The 16,158-nt window shown below is 44.8% G+C and carries 16 protein-coding genes; 12 read left to right on the forward strand and 4 right to left on the reverse strand.

Features of this window, described 5'->3' with window-relative positions:
* Positions 1–389: 389 nt before the first annotated feature.
* From coxB to GQA99_RS01105, 4 genes are read left to right on the forward strand one after another with little or no spacing between them, the layout of a single operon-like run.
* Entirely contained in the window at positions 390–2,429 is a 2,040-nt protein-coding gene (gene coxB, locus GQA99_RS01085) for a cytochrome c oxidase subunit II (protein ID WP_229785802.1), read from the forward strand.
* A 10-nt stretch (positions 2,430–2,439) separates the two neighbouring features.
* On the forward strand, positions 2,440–4,035 hold the full coding sequence (gene ctaD / locus GQA99_RS01095) for a cytochrome c oxidase subunit I (protein WP_160052003.1): 1,596 nt from the start codon (positions 2,440–2,442) through the stop codon (positions 4,033–4,035).
* Between the two features lies 1 nt (position 4,036).
* The gene (locus tag GQA99_RS01100; protein WP_160052004.1) at positions 4,037–4,600 is read left to right on the forward strand and encodes a cytochrome c oxidase assembly protein; all 564 of its coding nucleotides are present in this window, start codon (positions 4,037–4,039) and stop codon (positions 4,598–4,600) included.
* On the forward strand, positions 4,597–5,472 hold the full coding sequence (locus GQA99_RS01105) for a cytochrome c oxidase subunit 3 (RefSeq protein ID WP_160052005.1): 876 nt from the start codon (positions 4,597–4,599) through the stop codon (positions 5,470–5,472). The genes GQA99_RS01100 and GQA99_RS01105 overlap by 4 nt, the downstream gene beginning before the upstream one ends.
* Positions 5,473–5,479: 7 nt before the next feature.
* On the opposite strand, the gene GQA99_RS01110 is transcribed toward GQA99_RS01105, so the two are convergent.
* On the reverse strand, positions 5,480–5,698 hold the full coding sequence (locus GQA99_RS01110; RefSeq protein ID WP_229785803.1) for a DUF2909 domain-containing protein: 219 nt from the start codon (positions 5,696–5,698) through the stop codon (positions 5,480–5,482).
* On the opposite strand from GQA99_RS01110, the gene GQA99_RS01115 reads away from it, so the two are divergent.
* The 5 genes from GQA99_RS01115 (at position 5,646) to GQA99_RS01135 (ending at position 9,593) form a co-directional block, all read left to right on the forward strand.
* The gene (locus GQA99_RS01115; RefSeq protein ID WP_160052006.1) at positions 5,646–6,461 is read left to right on the forward strand and encodes an SURF1 family protein; all 816 of its coding nucleotides are present in this window, start codon (positions 5,646–5,648) and stop codon (positions 6,459–6,461) included. The two genes, GQA99_RS01110 and GQA99_RS01115, sit on opposite strands and share 53 nt — an antisense overlap.
* Positions 6,462–6,503: 42 nt before the next feature.
* Positions 6,504–7,055, forward strand: a complete 552-nt coding sequence (locus GQA99_RS01120) for a redox-active disulfide-containing membrane protein (RefSeq protein WP_160052007.1) — start codon at positions 6,504–6,506, stop codon at positions 7,053–7,055.
* The gene (locus tag GQA99_RS01125; protein ID WP_160052008.1) at positions 7,055–8,035 is read left to right on the forward strand and encodes a COX15/CtaA family protein; all 981 of its coding nucleotides are present in this window, start codon (positions 7,055–7,057) and stop codon (positions 8,033–8,035) included. Before GQA99_RS01120 ends, GQA99_RS01125 begins: the two co-directional genes overlap by 1 nt.
* Before the next feature lie 13 nt (positions 8,036–8,048).
* The gene (cyoE, locus tag GQA99_RS01130) at positions 8,049–8,957 is read left to right on the forward strand and encodes a heme o synthase (RefSeq protein ID WP_160052009.1); all 909 of its coding nucleotides are present in this window, start codon (positions 8,049–8,051) and stop codon (positions 8,955–8,957) included.
* Positions 8,958–9,032: 75 nt separating this feature from the next.
* Entirely contained in the window at positions 9,033–9,593 is a 561-nt protein-coding gene (locus GQA99_RS01135) for an SCO family protein (protein ID WP_373291403.1), read from the forward strand.
* A 28-nt stretch (positions 9,594–9,621) separates the two neighbouring features.
* Here GQA99_RS01135 and GQA99_RS01140 read toward each other — a convergent pair whose 3' ends face one another.
* Entirely contained in the window at positions 9,622–10,680 is a 1,059-nt protein-coding gene (locus GQA99_RS01140; RefSeq protein WP_160052010.1) for a polysaccharide deacetylase family protein, read from the reverse strand.
* Positions 10,681–10,694: 14 nt separating this feature from the next.
* On the opposite strand from GQA99_RS01140, the gene GQA99_RS01145 reads away from it, so the two are divergent.
* From GQA99_RS01145 to GQA99_RS01155, 3 genes are all read left to right on the forward strand, one after another.
* Positions 10,695–12,041, forward strand: coding sequence for an MATE family efflux transporter (locus tag GQA99_RS01145; protein ID WP_160052011.1), 1,347 nt, complete (start codon positions 10,695–10,697; stop codon positions 12,039–12,041).
* A 68-nt stretch (positions 12,042–12,109) separates the two neighbouring features.
* Positions 12,110–14,044 (forward strand): alpha/beta hydrolase family protein, encoded by a 1,935-nt coding sequence (locus tag GQA99_RS01150; protein ID WP_160052012.1) that lies wholly within the window; start codon positions 12,110–12,112, stop codon positions 14,042–14,044.
* 63 nt (positions 14,045–14,107) lie between these two features.
* Entirely contained in the window at positions 14,108–14,437 is a 330-nt protein-coding gene (locus GQA99_RS01155; RefSeq protein WP_160052013.1) for an FKBP-type peptidyl-prolyl cis-trans isomerase, read from the forward strand.
* 83 nt (positions 14,438–14,520) lie between these two features.
* On the opposite strand, the gene nfuA is transcribed toward GQA99_RS01155, so the two are convergent.
* Positions 14,521–15,099: a Fe-S biogenesis protein NfuA gene (gene nfuA, locus GQA99_RS01160; RefSeq protein ID WP_160052014.1), complete on the reverse strand. Its 579-nt coding sequence runs from the start codon at positions 15,097–15,099 to the stop codon at positions 14,521–14,523.
* Positions 15,100–15,328: 229 nt separating this feature from the next.
* Positions 15,329–16,135, reverse strand: coding sequence for a ComF family protein (locus GQA99_RS01165; RefSeq protein WP_160052015.1), 807 nt, complete (start codon positions 16,133–16,135; stop codon positions 15,329–15,331).
* Between the last annotated feature and the right edge of the window lie 23 nt (positions 16,136–16,158).

Genomic DNA, 16,158 nt, shown 5'->3' on the forward strand with positions numbered 1-16,158 from the left:
CGAACCCATAAACACCAAGCCCTGCATTCAAATCAGGGCTTTTTTTTTGCATTTTTTCAGACGATTAGCGAACAAAGTGATCTTGATCAATGTTTAATCTACAAGTAATGTTGTTAACAAGGGTGAAACATTGTCTATCCTTAATATGACGTGAATTGGCAGACACAACAGCCATCGATGGGAACACGTCAACATAAATTGATTAGTTCAGTCGTAGGTACAAGTGTGGTGTTCAGCTAACAAAAATGCGTAGGCTTGCAGCCTACAACCACCAGAGTACTTTGAGGTCATCAAACTTTTTTGGGAATCGAAGAGTTTGCATAGAGCAGAGACTTACTGTGTGACTCTTCTTTGTAATTGCTATTTGCAATTATCAGAGGAGAAGTCTTGTGAAGCAAAGGTGGTATTGTTTGTTGGTTGTGCTGTTAGCACTTCCACTCGGGGCTGCAGAAATGCCCCTCAACATGACTCAAGGTGTAACAGATATCAGTGGTAGGGTTTACGACCTCCACATGACTATTTTATATATCTGTTGTGCTATTGGGTTAGTGGTGTTTGGGATCATGATTTACTCGATGATCTATCACCGTAAATCAAAAGGCGCAGTCGCAGCCAATTTTCACGAAAGTACTAAAGTGGAAATCGCCTGGACCGTCATTCCGTTTATCATCTTAATTGCTATGGCAATCCCTGCCACCAAAACCCTAATCGCAATGGAAGACCCCAGCAATGCGGATCTGACCATTAAAGTTACTGGGTCTCAATGGAAGTGGCATTACAGCTATTTCGATAAAGACATCGAATTTTACAGCACGCTTTCAACGCCAAGAGAACAAATCGATGGCGACCAAACCAAAGGTGTGAATTACCTCCTCGAAGTAGACAAGCCACTGGTATTGCCGATCAATCAAAAAGTACGTTTTTTAATGACCTCAGACGATGTTATCCACTCCTGGTGGGTGCCCGCATTTGCCGTTAAAAAAGACGCCAATCCTGGTTTTATTAACGAAGCCTGGACTCGCATAGACAAACCCGGCATTTATCGAGGTCAATGCGCGGAGTTATGCGGCAAAGACCATGGATTTATGCCCATTGTGGTTAATGCGCTATCTGAAGCTGATTTTGATAACTGGCTAGTAGAGCAAAAACAACTAGCTGAAACCGAAGCTGCTGCAGCGGCAGCATCCATGTCACAAACCTTATCCCTTGAAGACTTAAGCAAACAAGGCGAGCAAGTTTACCTTGCCCGCTGTGCAGCGTGTCATCAACCCAATGGCGCTGGCCTTCCAGGGGTATTTCCATCACTTATTGGCAGCCCAATGATTAAAGGCCCTGTACAAGGTCACCTTGATATTGTGATCAACGGTAAGCCCGGTACAGCGATGCAAGCCTTTGCCAAACAGCTATCTGCTCAAGACATTGCCGCAGTCATAACCTATGAGCGCAATGCATGGGGTAATAACAGTGGCGATGCAGTGCAAGCAGCAGACGTAGGTAACTTTTCAAGTAACGGTGCCGCTACGCCTAATGCAGCGGCGGCACAAGCCAACACTGCAACCACTATGGTTGATAATACTGCTGATAAGCTAGCCCAAACAGCCAACCAAGCTGTTGAAGCCGTTGCAAAAGCCATGGCGCCAGAAGATTTACCCGTACTCACCATGGAACAGCTCATGGCAGAAGGTGAGCAAGTTTATGCCGCTACATGTGCCGCTTGTCACCAAGCCACAGGTGCTGGAATATCCGGCGCTTTCCCGTCACTCATTGGCAGTCCGGTAATAACAGGACCTGTTAGCGGGCATATCGAGATGGTTATGCATGGCAAGCCTGGCACCGCAATGCAGGCTTTCAGTGCTCAACTTAGCCTACAGCAAATAGCCGCTGTGATTACTTATGAGCGTAATGCGTGGGGCAATAATACTGGTGATACAGTACAGGCGGCAGACATAAGCAACTATGCAAATAACGGCGCCGCAACATCTCAGCCAACTGTTGCTGCGCAAGTAACAGATACAGCAAACGCTGTCGCTGATACTGTTGCAGACACGGTAACCGATGCGGCTAATCAAGCAGCCGAAGCCGTTGACAAAGTCGTCACGCCAGAAGCATCACCCACACTCACCATGGAGCAGCTCATGGCAGAAGGTGAGCAAGTTTATGCCACAACATGTGCAGCTTGCCACCAAGCCACTGGCGCAGGAATACCCGGCGCTTTCCCCTCACTCATTGGCAGTCCGGTAATAACTGGGCCGGTTAGCGGGCATATCGAGATGGTTATGCATGGCAAGCCGGGCACTGCAATGCAGGCTTTCAGTAGTCAGCTCAGCCCAAGACAAATGGCTGCAGTGATTACTTATGAGCGTAATGCATGGGGCAATAATTCTGGCGATGCAGTACAAGCGGCCGATGTCGCTAGCCATGGACAGTAGGGGAAAACCAATGAGCACAACAACGCACGATACTATCGACACTGCCCATGATGAGCATCATCACGGCGCCCCCAAAGGGCTAATGCGCTGGGTACTGACCACCAATCACAAAGACATTGGATCTTTGTATTTATGGTTTAGTTTCATCATGTTTTTAACCGGTGGCGCAATGGCCATGGTCATACGCGCAGAACTGTTTCAGCCTGGTTTACAGTTAGTTGAACCAAACTTTTTTAATCAAATGACCACAGTGCATGGGTTAGTCATGGTGTTTGGTGCAGTCATGCCAGCCTTTACCGGGCTGGCAAACTGGCTAATTCCGATGATGATTGGCGCGCCAGATATGGCCTTACCTCGCATGAATAACTGGAGTTTTTGGATTTTACCTTTCGCGTTCACCATGTTGCTGGGTTCGTTATTTATGGAAGGCGGCGGCCCCAATTTTGGTTGGACATTCTACGCCCCGTTATCCACAACTTATAGCCCTGACTCAACGGCGCTGTTTGTATTTGCCATCCATATTATGGGGATAAGCTCAATTATGGGTGCGATTAACGTGGTGGTGACTATCGTTAATATGCGTGCACCCGGAATGACCTGGATGAAGTTACCGCTATTTGTGTGGACCTGGTTAATCACTGCGTTTTTATTGATTGCCGTTATGCCCGTACTTGCAGGTGCGGTGACAATGGTGCTTACCGATAAGTTTTTTGGCACCAGCTTTTTTGATGCTGCAGGTGGCGGCGACCCTGTGATGTTCCAACATATTTTTTGGTTCTTTGGTCACCCAGAAGTGTACATCATGATTTTACCGTCCTTTGGTATTATCTCGGCGATTGTACCGACCTTTAGCCGAAAACCATTATTTGGCTACTCATCAATGGTTTATGCAACCGCCAGTATTGCTATTTTGTCATTTCTGGTTTGGGCGCATCATATGTTTACTACCGGTATGCCGGTGTTTGCCGAACTGTTTTTCATGTACTGCACCATGCTCATTGCCGTGCCGACCGGCGTAAAAGTGTTTAACTGGGTTGCCACTATGTGGCGAGGCTCTATGACCTTTGAAACCCCAATGTTATTTGCCGTTGCCTTTATTATTTTGTTCACTATTGGTGGATTTTCAGGGCTGATGCTCGCCATTACCCCGGCGGATTTCCAATACCACGACACCTATTTTGTGGTGGCTCATTTCCATTATGTGCTGGTGACGGGTGCCATCTTCTCCATTATGGCTGCGGCGTATTACTGGCTGCCTAAATGGACCGGCAATATGTATAGCGAAACCCTTGGCAGGTGGCATTTTTGGTGTTCGGTTATTTCGGTCAACGTGCTGTTTTTCCCGATGCACTTTTTGGGTTTAGCCGGTATGCCTCGCCGTATTCCAGATTATGCGATTCAGTTTGCTGACGTGAATCAAATTGTCTCCATCGGCGGCTTTGCCTTTGGTTTATCGCAATTGATTTTTCTGGCAGTGGTACTCAAGTGTATTAAAGGCGGCAAACCCGCTGGGGATAATCCATGGCAAGCCGCTGATGGCTTAGAGTGGTCAATCCCTAGCCCTGCGCCTTATCACTCGTTTACGACCCCACCGGAGATTAAGTGATATGAGCCCAACGCCAAAATCAAACCGTAAATTACTCACCATGCTTATTTTAGGATCTATAGGCATGTTTGGGTTTGGGTTTGCCTTGGTACCGCTTTATGACGTGCTGTGCGACACCTTGGGGATTAACGGCAAAACCCAAAATACTGCCAGCAGTTATGACGCGGTCGTTGTTGATAAAAATCGTACTGTGACGATTGAATTTGTCACCCAGGTGCAATCGGATATGCCATGGGAGTTTTCTCCTAAAGTGAACCAAATTTCCGTTCACCCCGGAGAGCTTACCCACGCCAAATTCCTGGTTAAAAATCTGTCGGCAAAAAACATTATTGGCCAAGCGATCCCATCGGTTTCGCCTGGACAAGGCGCGGCATACTTTAACAAAACAGAATGCTTTTGCTTTAATCAACAACCTCTCGCAGCCGACACGAGTGCTGAGCTACCACTGATTTTTTATGTGGACCCAGATTTACCGGCGTCCATTAATACATTGACTCTCTCTTATACCCTTTACGATATCACTGACAAGCAAGCGGTATCGGCAAAGCAAGGAGCAGCAAGATGACAACAAAGCATCAAACCTATTACGTACCAGCCCAAAGTGGTTGGCCTATTATTGGCGCCATCGGCTTATTTTTAATTGCCTTTGGTGCGGGTAATTATATTCAACAGTTAGCCACCGAAAAAACCTCTGGCGGCTACATTCTATTAGCCGGTATCGCAGTGATTATTTTTATGATATTTGGCTGGTTTAAAACCGTCATTGACGAATCAATGGCCGGCCTATACTCGCCACAAATGGACCGGTCGTTTAGACAGGGAATGAGCTGGTTTATTTTTTCTGAAATTATGTTCTTTGGCGCCTTTTTTGGAGCCTTGTTTTATGCGCGAATGATCTCAGTGCCCTGGTTAGGCGGCGCGTCAAACAATGCCATGACCCAAGAAGTATTATGGCCTGCATTTGAGGCCGCATGGCCATTAATCAAAACCCCTGATGGCACCACTACAGAAGCCATGCCGTGGACTGGCTTGCCGCTAATTAACACCATTATCTTACTAACCTCATCTGTGACGCTGCATTTTGCTCATGTCAGTTTAGAAAAAGCCAAGCGTAAACCACTCATTATCTGGTTAAGTTTAACGGTGATTTTAGGTGCGGTGTTCCTTGGATTACAGGTAGAAGAATACAGCCATGCTTACCAAGATATGGGCCTCACGCTCACATCAGGAGTTTATGGTAATACCTTCTTTTTACTGACAGGGTTTCATGGCATGCACGTCACCATAGGGACGCTGTTTTTGATCATTTTGTTGCTCAGAATAATCAAAGGCCATTTTACCCCAGATAAGCATTTCGCCTTTCAAGCCGGGAGTTGGTACTGGCACTTTGTCGATGTGGTGTGGTTATGCTTATTCATCTTTGTATACGTATTGTAATTGCTGATTAATAAGGCCGTGTGTTGGGCTGAATATAGCCCAACCCTAAGGCCACCAGCAGCACCACAATCACCACAACAGAAAATAAAACACGACGGCCTAAATATTGACTCATGGGTTGTTCATGCTGACCTTTAACCATAATAAACAATGCTCTACCCAGGTTAAATATTATGAATACAAGCAACGAGACTAAAACTAACTTAACAATCAATGGTGTTGTCACAGGCAATCCTTTTAGCGGTGTGAGTGTGTCTCGGGTGTTATTGGTATTGATTACTTTGGTCGTGTTTACCATTTTGGTCAAGTTAGGACTGTGGCAACTGTCGCGAGCTGAGTTTAAGCAACAATGGCAACAAACCTTAGCATTGCGTGAGCAACAAGCCGCGCTCAACTATCCGCAGCTGCTTTCACTTATGAAGGCGGAGCCATCTGCCATTGAAGAAGCCGCCTTACTGACCGGCTATCGTTTGTCGATACAGGCAACCCCAGTCAAGCAACCATTATTACTACTCGATAATCAAGTGTATCAAGGTCAGGTGGGTTACCTTGCCTACCAGGTATTTGAAGTCACAAAGCAGCAGCCATGGATATTGGTTGAATTAGGCTTTGTGGGCGCAGGTAATGACCGCCGCGAACTACCCGCTTTAGCGCCCATTCAAGTTGGGCAATATGGGTTAACCGGCCGGGTTTATCAAAAACAAGCTAACCCCTTGAGCGATGAACTTCATCCTGAAATACACCCAGACAAACCAATACGGTTTCAAAATTTATCGATGCCTGCGTTAGCTGAATTATTACATCATGATATTGCCGCAGTGGTATTGCAGCCAGATAACGTGCCGCAATACTCACTACCGCAACCCTGGGTACCTATTCCACTGTCGGCGCAAAAACATCAAGGATATGCCTTACAGTGGTTCACCATGGCGGCAGTATTTTTAGGGCTGATGCTCTGGATAGCCTTAAGGCAATGCAGACGTCAATAACCACAGCAACACACAACAATTAAAATGATACGAGGAGATACAATGAACTCCCAGCCTAAAAAAAATAATAAAGCATTAATCTTATTGCTAGTGGTGTTTGTGTTACCCATTGCGGTGGCCAAACTAGTATTGAGCCTAGAGCTGTATCAAGGCGGTGCAACCAATAAAGGGGCATTACTGGCGGCCGACATTAATTATTCAAGTTTAGCCATGGCCAATCCCAAACCACATTCATGGCAGATTTTGTATCTATTGCCACAAACCTGTGAGCAATCATGCCAGGACAGGTTATACCTACTGAATCAAAGCTACATCGCCTTAGGTAAAAACCGCGACAGAGTCAGCCCAATTATTTTGGTTGATAGCCATAGCGACACCAGCATACTCAGCACATTACAGATACCTTTTGAGCAAGTGACAGCCAATAAAGCCATCGCGGCATTAATGACTCAGCAACAAGTTATTATTGTTGACCCTTTAGGTAGCTTGATAATGCAATATGACGACGTGGCGGGTCGTGATGCCAACATCACCCAGGGTAAAGCCATGATTGCCGATTTACGCAAAATGCTTAAGTTATCGAGGGTTGGCTAATGGCAGTAAAAAGGCTTATTAAGTTCACTTTAGTATTCACCCTCGCAGTGATTTTAATGGGTGCGTATACCCGTCTGTCGGATGCGGGGTTAGGTTGTCCTGATTGGCCAGGATGTTATGGTCATTTAGCTGTACCCAGCGCAAGTCATGAGCTAGCAAAAGTAGAGCAGCATTTCCCAGATATGACTATTGAGCCTGAAAAAGCCTGGCTTGAAATGATCCACCGCTACATAGCTGGCACATTAGGCTTAATGGTGTTGGCAATTCTTATTTTGTGTCTCAAGCAGCCGCAAGCGCCTAAAAAACTACCCAGCTTTATTGCCGCACTGATTATCCTTCAAGCCGCACTCGGCATGTGGACAGTCACCATGAAGCTCATGCCAATCGTAGTGATGGCGCACCTTATCGGCGGCTTTAGTTTATTTGCTTTACTGTTATTACTGTATTTACGCCTTAAACCACTGCGGATCCCCGGCGGCGATAGCCATGCACGCAAATTAATGCCCTTGGCCTTAGTGTGTTTAGGGGTATTGATTATTCAGATTATGTTAGGCGGTTGGACATCATCAAACTATGCAGCACTCGCTTGCACCACGTTACCGATTTGCGAAGGTAACTGGGTTGATAACCTCCGCTTTGCCGATGCATTTTCGCCATTTCAAGGCGAACACCCCAGTTTTGAATTTGGGGTTTTAGACTACTCCACCCGCATGACAATTCATGTAACTCACCGCATTTGGGCGGTCGTCACCGCCGTTATGTTGATTTGGCTCGCGATGAAATTACGTTATTCACACTCGCATATCATGCGTAACAGCGGCTATTTATTACTGCTGTTAGTCATAATGCAAGTCGGCCTTGGGATCAGTAATGTGGTAATGAATTTACCCTTAGGAATTGCGGTCTCTCACAACGCGGGGGCGGCATTATTGCTGCTCACTTTAGTCTTTATTAATTACGCTCTGTGGCGTAAAGCATAAACGAGGATTGACCATGACAAAACCTCTTACCCTAAGCCAACCACAACAAAAAATAACGCTCTCTTGGCGTGCTTATTTTGAAATGACTAAACCCAAAGTGGTTGCCCTAATGCTGCTAACCGTTTTGGTTGGCATGTGCCTAGCCGTACCTGGGGTGGTGCCTGTACAGCCCCTGGTTGCAGGAATGGCAGGCATTGCCATGATGGCGGGCGCGGCAGCAGCATTTAATCATTTAATCGACCGTAAAATTGATGGCTTAATGGCGCGCACTTACAACAGACCACTGCCCAAGGGGAAAGTCTCCACCACCAAAGCCGCAGTGTTTGCCGTTATGTTAGGGTTAATTGGCTTTGTGGTATTGTATGCCTTGGTTAATCCGCTCACCGCCTGGCTCACATTTGCCAGTCTAATTGGCTACGCCCTTGTGTATACCGCTTATCTTAAACGCGCGACCTCGCAAAATATTGTGATTGGCGGGTTAGCGGGTGCAATGCCACCACTACTTGGTTGGACAGCCGTCACTAACGAGCTACATGGCTACGCATTACTGTTAGTGATTATTATCTTTACCTGGACCCCACCACACTTTTGGGCATTAGCGATACATCGCCGTAAAGAATACGCCAAAGTCGACATCCCTATGCTGCCTGTCACCCATGGGGTAGAATTTACCAAAACCTGCATTTTGCTTTACACCATTTTATTGGCCATTGCCTGCTTATTGCCGGTATTAGTTGGCATGTGCGGGCCGGTATATTTAGTCGGTTCAACAATTCTCAGTTGCGGGTTTATTTATAAAGCGTGGCAACTTAAATATCATGACTATCCTGGCTTAGCGATGAAGGTGTTTACCTTTTCTATTTATCATTTGATGGTGTTATTTATTGTGTTGTTGGTTGATCATTATTTTTGGGTTGCATAGAAGGGCATTGCATTGAAAAAACTTATTGCTATTGGTGTGCTGGCATTGCTGATTGCCGGTGTTATGGCTTATCAAATGACCCAATCACGGCCACTTGATTTGGCCACTAGTTATGTCTTTGATCAACCCAGAGCATTAGCGCCTTTTACCCTTGCAGATCAATACGGTAATCAATTTACTAACCAGTCTTTGCAAGGCAAGTGGAGTTTGTTTTTTATTGGCTATACTGCCTGCCCTGATGTATGCCCTACTACGTTGAACAAACTGGCGGCGGCATACCCTAAATTGCAAAAAATATCAGATACATTTCAGGTGGTGTTTGTATCAGCCGACCCTAAACGCGACACTCAAATTAAGCGGCTCGATTACATCAACTTTTTCAATAAAGAGTTTAAAGCCGTCAGCGCAGAGCACACTGAGTTGTTTCCGTTTAGTCGTGACTTAGGCTTTGTCTACGCAATGGTCGGCGAAGACAGTGACTATCAGGTAGACCACAGTGCATCGTACGTATTAGTCTCACCTCGGGGCGAGAAAACCGCCGTGTTCAAAACTAAGCCCACTCCCGGGCAGTTGCCGCAAATTATTAACAGTGAACTGATAAGCGACGTGAATAAGATTGTTAGCACTTGGCACTAACAATCTTATTAAATTCAACACGATAAGGCTATTCCTGTGGCCACTTGCCATCATCTTTAGGTCTAATCCACATTTGTGAAAACCAATAATACCCTGTGCGGGTTTTGCTTGGCACGGTGCAATTATAACGTGATCGACCTGGTGCCATATCCGCAGCAGCCTGAATACTAAAGGTATCCTCTCCTATCCATATCGGCTTTTTAGCACCTTGTCCCTGAATAAAACACATTAACTGGTGCGGGTATAAGTCAGTGGTGTCCAGAGTAACAACCAACTTAGGCCTAAACTTGCCAGAAGCTAATACTGGCTCACTGATATTTTGCTTTACCACTGGCATCGGCAGACTTGAAAATTTGACCGTTAAACTCGATAAATCAGCGTAGGCATTCGCCACCGGAAACCGCGGTAACGCCGTAATAGACGAGTACTCACCAGCGGCACCAGATTGCTGTCCAAAGCCAACAAAACCGTGTTTTACCAATATGCTTTCTAACTGTGTGGTGTATTCACCATATGGATACGCAAACATTTTCACGCTTTGGCCCGTTTGTTTTAGCAACTCGGCCTCGGTTGATAAAATATTGTTTTCAACTCGGTCATGCCACTGAGCAGTGGTTTCTTTGGGGAGACGACGGATTAAGTGCTCATGCCCCCAACTGTGGTTAGCAATCGTTACACCTTGTTCGGCTAGCGTTTTGATGTCTTGCCAGCTCATCATGCCGTCATAGCCTGCAATAATCGGCGCTGGCGACACAAATACAGTAAAGGGGAAGTTGTGCGATGCTAAAATAGGCGCCGCATTTTGAGCGATACTTTCGTAGCCATCATCAAAGGTAATCACAATACTGTTATTGGCAATTGCCGTGTTATTCTTAAGCGCATCAACAGCATCAATTAAAGACATCACCGTAAAATTATTGTCCGCTAAGTACTGCATCTGCTCTGCAAATTGTGCAGGTGTCACACTCGTGCTTTTGGGCGTGCTGTCTGAAACATGATGGTACTGTAAAATCACCACCGCTTGTGCGTTTAGGTGAAACAAACTAAAACAGATAACCATCAAGCCTAAAACGATTTTTTTAACCATGATTACTCATACCTATGTCAGTTAGCGCATTACTCTTAAATCGCCATAAACATCGTCAATTATTGGCATTAGCGACACCGATGATACTGTCTAATATCACTATTCCACTTTTAGGATTAGTTGATACCGCTGTGATTGGCCATTTAGGTCAAGCTTATTATCTTGGTGGAGTTGCGCTGGGGAGCACAATTATCACCTTGATGATTTGGTTGCTCGGTTTTTTAAGAATGTCGACAACCGGGCTCGTTGCACAAGCTTTTGGTGCAGACGATAAAATAACTCAGCAACAATTATTGTTACAAGGTTGTATCTTAGCATTAACCTTAGGGTTTGCCTGTGTTATGTTGCAGTCTCCCCTCGTAAACTTTGCACTAAGTCTCAGTGATGCTAGCGAACAAGTGATGCTTTACTGTCGTCAATATGTCGATATCCGTATCTGGTCACTGCCTTTTGCTCTGGTTAACCTGGTATTACTGGGTTGGTTATTGGGACGCCAAGCACCAAAAGCAGCCATGTGGCAACTCATTATCGCTAATTGTATTAATATCATTCTCGATATTGTCTTTGTGATGGTGTTTAAGTGGGACGTAAAAGGCGCGGCATTAGCCTCTGTCATTGCCGATATTTGCGCATTCTCAGTGGCACTTACTATGGTTAAACGTCAGCTCGTTAATATGGGTGACTTTGATTTAAAGCACAGTTTAAGCCAATTAACATTGCGCGGTTATGGGCGTTTATTGTCGCTCAATCGCGACATTTTTATTCGTAGTTTGTGCTTACAAGCGGCGTTTAGTTTTATGACATTCCACGGTGCAGGATTAGGCGACAACATCATTGCCGCGAATGCGGTGTTACTTAACCTATTAATGCTGATCTCTTACGCACTTGATGGCATAGCCTATTATGCTGAAGCCGAAGTCGGCCGCGCATTTGGACAAAAAAATCCCAAACTACTGCACGAAAGTGTGGTGCTGGCTTTTTGTTGGTCGGCAGCCATTGCCGTATTATTTAGCCTGTTATTTTGGGGCGCAGGTAGTGGGATCATTCAATTACTCACCAATGTAGAAGCGGTACAACAAGCTGCAAACCAGTATCTTATTTGGCTGATTTTTATGCCAATACTGGCCTTTGGTTGCTACCTATTTGACGGCGTTTACATTGGCGCAGCCCAGGGGCAAATTATGCGAAACAGTATGATTATTGCTACCTTTGCAGTGTACTTCCCGTGCTGGTACTTGTTGCAAGCATGGGGGAATCACAGCTTATGGGCAGCCATGTCGGTATTTATGCTGTGCCGCAGTGTGACATTAGGCTGGCATTATTTTTATAAGCTGAGAAATACACTAATACCAATTGCATAATAATCATTGAAGGCGACAATACATAAATGTAACATGCTGACAACATTGTTATTTCAAACGGACTTTTAATGAAACGGATTTTTTGGCTGTTAGTCGTTATATTTGCCCCACTCTCAAATATTGCCCTAACCAGTCCCCTGCCTGTCGACGCTTTTGCCAACCTGCCTGATGTACGCTTTGTCACTTTATCGCCAGATGGTACAAAAATAGCTTCGTTAATTAGGGTTAACAGCAACACCCTCGACGGGCAAATGTTGAGCATTCGTGACATTAATACCAATAAAGACATTTTCCCTGTCCAAACTGACAATCAAAAGTTTGTCATCTTGTCGCTAACCTGGGCAAGTAACGACATTATTTTAATCACAGCAAAATACCCTGCCACCCGTCGCGGCGTTCCTACAACAGAAATGCGCCTAATGAAATATTCACTCAGCGACAATAAAACCTCCAGTGTGTTTTCTAAACGCACTTTTTCACGATTTGTAGACGTGCCACAAATACAATCGTCTATCGTCGACTATCTTGATAACGACCCTGACCATATTCTTATGCAAATAAGTGGTTTGGGCTCTAAGATGCAATATGAAAGCGTGATTAAAGTCAGCTTAAAAAGCGGTGGAATAAAGGTAAAGCAACACGCACAGAAGTACATTGAAAATTGGTTAACAGACAGGCAAAACCAGGTACGTATTGGCATTTATCGCGACGATACGAGCTACCGTATTTATGAGCAACAACAAGCTGATGGCGACCTGCGCTTATTATGGGAGTTTGAAGCCTTAGATGAAGATGCCATCTGGCCTATAGGCTTTGACCATGATCCCAATATTCTTTACGTCAACGCTTATCATCAAGGCCTAAAAGCCATTTTTAAAGTGAATTTAACCGACGCTAATCTGGCTAAAGAACTGGTTTATCAAAACGAGAATTATGATGTCGAAGGCCAGCTCATTTATTCCAATTTAAAACAAAAAGTCATCGGTATTGATACCAATATTGAAGGGGAATTCCTATTTTGGGATAACGACTACATCAAGCTCAATAACGGTTTAAACGATGCATTACCCGAGTCACATAATGTCATTAATCAATTAAGCGACAATGAACGACGCTATTTGGTTTACAGCACTGGTCCCATCGAATCGGGTACTTACTTTTATGGCGACCGGGACAAAGGAGCGCTTTATCCAATAGCTTATCGTTATAGCCAATTACCGCCTGAGGTCTTGGCTAAACCTAAAAAGGTGAATTACAGTGCCCGTGACGGCTTAGCTATTGAAGCCTTTTTAACCACACCAAAAGACAAGGAAGCCAAAAATCTGCCCACCATAATTTTCCCGCATGGTGGGCCGATTAGTTACGACTCAACTACATTTGATTACTGGTCACAATTTTTCGCTAACCGAGGTTATGCGGTCTTACAGATGAATTTTCGAGGGTCTGCTGGATATGGCTTTCAGTTTATGAATTCAGGGCTAAAAAACTGGGGGCTTGAGATGCAAAATGACATCGAAGATGGCGCTCATTGGCTAGTGCAACAAGGCATTACCGACCCTAAACGCATGTGTATTGTCGGCGCAAGCTACGGTGGCTATGCGGCATTAATGGGCGTGGCAAAAACACCCGATTTGTACAAATGTGCTATCAGTATTGCAGGTGTGACAGATCTTGAAAGCTTAGTAAAATCATCACGTAACTACGACAACAGTAAAATCGTTAAAAAACAAATTGGCGATGATTATGATGATTTATACCAACGATCACCTATCAGTATGGCTGCCAGTATCAAGGTGCCCGTATTGTTAATTCACGGCACTAAAGATCGAGTGGTAAAAGCAGACCACAGCGAAGCAATGTACGATGAACTTCACGAGTTAAATAAACCAGTTAAATACGTGGCACTTGAAAATGGCGACCATTACCTGAGCAATAATGAACACCGCTTAACCACATTTATTGAAATAGAGCGCTTCCTGGCTGCCAATCTTGGGGTAAAATAGCCTCAAATAACGGCAACATTGATTGTTACCTGTAAGTAGGCCCTAAGCAGAGTAGAGAATGAGATGACTCAAGAATTGATAATAACCGATGTCGAAATAGGCAGCGGTAAAACCGCTGTAAAAGGCGCGCTAATAACGACCAGCTATAGTGGCCGTTTAGCTGATGGAACTCAGTTTGATGCATCTGATGCGTTTCAATGTGTCATCGGCACTGGCCGAGTCATTAAAGGCTGGGATCACGGCATTGTAGGTATGAATGTGGGTGGCAAAAGACAGCTATCAGTACCGGCGCATCTTGCTTACGGCGAACGACAAATTGGCGATCGCATTCCGGCTAACTCGGATTTGTTTTTTGAAATCGAATTACTTGAAGTACTCACCCGAGACGATTAATCCATCGCAAACAAAAACGCGACCTAATTGGTCGCGTTTTTTATTTAACCTGGGCTCAGGTTATTTGCTCACACTCAACACTATTAAGCGTAAGAATGCTCACCATGTTGGTGATCAGTAACGTCACGCACGCCTGTTAACTCACCAGGGAACATGTCTAATAGCTGCTTTTCGATACCATCTTTTAAGGTGATATCAACTTGCGAACAACCGTTACATCCACCACCAAACTGTAATACTGCAACACCCGCTTCAGTAATTTCTACTAGCATAATGTTGCCGCCATGGCTGGCAAGTTGTGGGTTAATTTCTGACTGAATAACATATTCAATACGTTCAACTAATGGCGCATCACCAGACACTTTACGCATTTTAGCGTTCGGTGCTTTTAAGGTTAATTGTGAACCTAATTGGTCTGTCACGAAATCAATGCTGGCATCATCTAAAAATGGTGCGCTTTTTTCATCAACCATGGCACTGAAACCATTAAATGGTAACTCAACATCGTCAGCTTCTACTGCATCTGGAGGGCAGTAAGACACGCCACACTCAGCTTGCGCTGTGCCTGGGCTGATAACGAAAACACGAATGTGAGTGCCTTCTGGCTGATCGGCCAATAATTTAACGAAATGGGCCTGAGCTGTATCGGAAATGGTGATCATGAAAACCTGCTCCCTCAGGGTATACCCGAGTAATTTAGTAAGAATTAAGCACATGATACTCTGTGTTGGATTTTCTTTGTAGTCTCGACACGCTTTGATCTTAAAAAAATGATCGAGTTCAAGGTTTTTGAACATTCAACGCTGCACTTCCCCAGCCATATTTAGCCACAATATTTAAATTAATTAATTGTTTTTATTAATGAATAATATTGTTATGACTCAAACCAATTTAATCTAATAATCCTGGCGCTTCCGCGCGCGCTAAACACCAGGTTTGCACATAAATATATTGTTGGCTAAATAACCTCGCTATTTCATCAACTGTGGTACCCGTTGTGACCACATCATCAATTAGGGCGACTCGCTGGTATGACACACTGTCACTGAGTTTAAATGCATTATGGCAGTTTTCACGGCGTTGCTTACCCGACAAATCAGCTTGGGGCACAGTATCAACCACTCTGATTAAGCTGGTGTCATCTAACGGAATATTGAGTATCTTGCTCAAGCGATGTGCAATCAACCAGGCTTGATTAAACCCGCGCTGACGTAAGCGATTGGGATGTAAAGGTACCGGGATTAACACTTGCGGTGCGCGAATAAGTTTATGTTCAATTAACTGGTTTATCCGCGTGGCCAACTGCTGAGTAATGGCATTTAGCGGCGCACACTGTTGTTGGTATTTAATTGCTGCAATCAAGGGTCCTAACCCTTGATGGTAACTGCACGGCGCAATAACCAACATAGGCGTATGTTTTAAGCATTTGCCACAATAAGCTTGTAACAGTGGTATTTCACGTCCGCAACCTAAACACACCTCATGCTGATATAAGCTTGCGACTAAACACACCTGGCAAATGCCGCTTAATACCTGGTAAGGAAACCACTGTTGATAATCAAGCTGCTCAATTCGTTGCTGGCACAGCTGACAACGGTTGGGTAAACTGCCAAGTAATGCCACGCTAGCGTGCTGGTATAGAGATTTACCGTGCTTGATGACATCCGTTAATGTTCGTTTTAATACAGTCACATGCATAGGCTATTTATTCCATTAAATAA

The sequence above is a fragment of the Shewanella litoralis genome (assembly GCF_009828585.1).
Classification (GTDB): domain Bacteria; phylum Pseudomonadota; class Gammaproteobacteria; order Enterobacterales; family Shewanellaceae; genus Shewanella; species Shewanella litoralis.

What these genes read in the sequence shown, in the direction of transcription:
- ctaD (WP_160052003.1), top strand. Translation starts at nt 2,440, where the DNA reads ATGAGCACAACAACGCACGATACTATCGACACTGCCCATGATGAGCAT.
- GQA99_RS01100 (WP_160052004.1), top strand. Translation starts at nt 4,037, where the DNA reads ATGAGCCCAACGCCAAAATCAAACCGTAAATTACTCACCATGCTTATT.
- GQA99_RS01105 (WP_160052005.1), top strand. Translation starts at nt 4,597, where the DNA reads ATGACAACAAAGCATCAAACCTATTACGTACCAGCCCAAAGTGGTTGG.
- GQA99_RS01115 (WP_160052006.1), top strand. Translation starts at nt 5,646, where the DNA reads ATGAATACAAGCAACGAGACTAAAACTAACTTAACAATCAATGGTGTT.
- GQA99_RS01120 (WP_160052007.1), top strand. Translation starts at nt 6,504, where the DNA reads ATGAACTCCCAGCCTAAAAAAAATAATAAAGCATTAATCTTATTGCTA.
- GQA99_RS01125 (WP_160052008.1), top strand. Translation starts at nt 7,055, where the DNA reads ATGGCAGTAAAAAGGCTTATTAAGTTCACTTTAGTATTCACCCTCGCA.
- cyoE (WP_160052009.1), top strand. Translation starts at nt 8,049, where the DNA reads ATGACAAAACCTCTTACCCTAAGCCAACCACAACAAAAAATAACGCTC.
- GQA99_RS01135 (WP_373291403.1), top strand. Translation starts at nt 9,033, where the DNA reads ATGACCCAATCACGGCCACTTGATTTGGCCACTAGTTATGTCTTTGAT.
- GQA99_RS01140 (WP_160052010.1), bottom strand. Translation starts at nt 10,680, where the DNA reads ATGGTTAAAAAAATCGTTTTAGGCTTGATGGTTATCTGTTTTAGTTTG.
- GQA99_RS01145 (WP_160052011.1), top strand. Translation starts at nt 10,695, where the DNA reads ATGTCAGTTAGCGCATTACTCTTAAATCGCCATAAACATCGTCAATTA.
- GQA99_RS01150 (WP_160052012.1), top strand. Translation starts at nt 12,110, where the DNA reads ATGAAACGGATTTTTTGGCTGTTAGTCGTTATATTTGCCCCACTCTCA.
- GQA99_RS01155 (WP_160052013.1), top strand. Translation starts at nt 14,108, where the DNA reads ATGACTCAAGAATTGATAATAACCGATGTCGAAATAGGCAGCGGTAAA.
- nfuA (WP_160052014.1), bottom strand. Translation starts at nt 15,099, where the DNA reads ATGATCACCATTTCCGATACAGCTCAGGCCCATTTCGTTAAATTATTG.
- GQA99_RS01165 (WP_160052015.1), bottom strand. Translation starts at nt 16,135, where the DNA reads ATGCATGTGACTGTATTAAAACGAACATTAACGGATGTCATCAAGCAC.